We start from the raw sequence: 1,928 nt of genomic DNA on the forward strand, positions 1-1,928 counted from the left end.
CAAGACGCTCGGCGTGCCGGTGAAGCTGCGGGTGGCGAGCGACTACGCCGCCGTGATCGAGGGCCAGCGGGCCGGCAACATCCAGATCGCGTGGTACGGACCGGCCTCCTTCGCGCGGGCCGTGATGACCGGCGTGAAGATCGAGCCGATCGTCAACCAAAAGCACGAGACCGGCGCCTCGGGCTACTATTCGGTGGTCTACGTTCTGGCCTCCAGCCCCTACAAGACCGTCGAGGATCTCAAGGGCAAGAACCTCGCCCTGGTCGATCCGAACTCCACCTCCGGCAACCAGGCGCCGCGCTTCTTCCTGAAGCGGGCCGGCTACGACGTGGAGAAGTTCTTCGGCAAGACCTTCTACGCGGGCAGCCACGAGAACGCCGTGCTGGCGCTCACCCAGGGCACGGCCGACGCCGCCGCCAACCTGTGGAATTCCGAGACCGACACGATGGTCACCCGCATGGCCGCCAAGGGCATGCTCAAGAAGCCCGACGGCACGCCGATGCAGCAATCGGACTTCCGGGTCGTGTTCAAGTCCGACTTCCTGCCGGAGGGGCCCTTCGCCATGCTGACGAGCCTGCCGGACGACCTGAAGGCCAAGATCCGCGACGCCTTCGTGGCCCTGCCGAAGGCCGACAAGGCCGCCTTCGACCGTCTCTCCGACGGCAAGGATCAGGATCTGACGCCGGTGACCCTCAAGGATTATCAGCCGATCATCGACATGCTGCGGTTCAACGACGAGCAGCGCCGGAAGTCCTGATCCGGGCCCGCCCGCCTTGCGCGGTCTGACACCCCTGTCGCCGGAGCGGGAAGCCGCCCTCTCCGGCCTCTACGCGGCGGCGACCGGCGCTGCGCGCCGCCGCACGCTGGCGGGCTTCGCCCTTGTGGCGGCGCTCGCCCTGGTCGCCGGCTTGGTCGCCGAGGTGCGGCCGCTGGTCTTCGCCGAGAACATCGGCAAGTTCACCGCCTACATCCAGCAGATCCTGCCGCCGATCAGCCTCGAGCATCCGCTCGAGGACGTCCGCAGCTGGTACTGGGGCCTGCCCAAATGGCTGGGCCTGCTGGGCGAGACCCTGCTCATGGCCTATCTCGGGACGCTGCTCGGGGGGCTCGCGGGCTTCGCCCTCAGCTTCGTGGCCGCCGCCAACCTCGTGCGGTCGCGCCTGCTGCGCGTCGGCGCCAAGCGCCTCCTGGAATTGTGCCGCACCGTCCCCGAGGTGGTGTTCGCCCTGATCTTCGTGATCGCCTTCGGGCTCGGCCCGATGGTGGGCGTGCTCGCCATCGCGATCCACACCACGGGGGCGCTCGGCAAGCTGTTCTCCGAGGTGGTCGAGAACATCGACATGCGGCCCGTCGAGGGCCTGTCGGCCTCGGGCGCAACCTGGGTCCAGACGGTGCGCTTCGCGGTGCTGCCGCAGGTGCTGTCGAACTTCGCCTCCTACGCGCTGCTGCGCTTCGAGATCAACGTGCGCGGGGCCGGGGTGATGGGCTTCGTCGGCGCCGGCGGCATCGGCCAGGAATTCCTCGTGGCGATCCGCAATTTCTACTACGCGGACGTGAGCGCGATCCTCGTGCTGATCATCCTGACCGTGTTCTGCATCGACCTCGCCACCGAGCGGGTCCGTCACCGCCTGATCGGCGCGGAGCAGGCCCGATGAGCCCGCGTCCCGAGGCTCTGCGGGCGGCGGCCCGGGCCGACCTCGCCCGCCTGCGCGCGCGCTACCCCGCGCAGTTCCGCACCGACTGGCCGGGGCGGGCGCGGCTCGCCGCCCTGCTCGCCGTCCTGATCGGGCTCGCGGCGTTCGGCTACTGGCGCCTCGACTTCTCGATGGCGCGGATCCTCCACGGGCTCGGGCGGCTCGGTACCTTCGCGGTGCTGATGCTACCGCCGTCCCCGGAGGGCCAGTTCTGGACCTTCCTGCACGCGCGGG

Annotated in this window: 2 protein-coding genes and 1 pseudogene; all 3 read left to right on the forward strand. The window is 69.5% G+C overall.

Annotated elements, in window-relative coordinates; genetic code table 11:
• Positions 1-757 (forward strand): phosphate/phosphite/phosphonate ABC transporter substrate-binding protein (gene phnD, locus I53_RS22800; protein WP_043355021.1); only part of this gene is annotated, 757 nt, incomplete at its 5' end.
• 16 nt (positions 758-773) lie between these two features.
• Positions 774-1,655, forward strand: coding sequence for a phosphonate ABC transporter, permease protein PhnE (gene phnE / locus I53_RS22805; protein WP_043355022.1), 882 nt, complete (start codon positions 774-776; stop codon positions 1,653-1,655).
• A pseudogene (locus I53_RS22810) lies at positions 1,652-1,928 on the forward strand (phosphonate ABC transporter, permease protein PhnE); the annotation flags it as partial. The gene phnE and the pseudogene I53_RS22810, both read left to right, overlap by 4 nt.

Source organism: Methylobacterium sp. B1 (genome assembly GCF_000333255.1).
Classification (GTDB): domain Bacteria; phylum Pseudomonadota; class Alphaproteobacteria; order Rhizobiales; family Beijerinckiaceae; genus Methylobacterium; species Methylobacterium fujisawaense.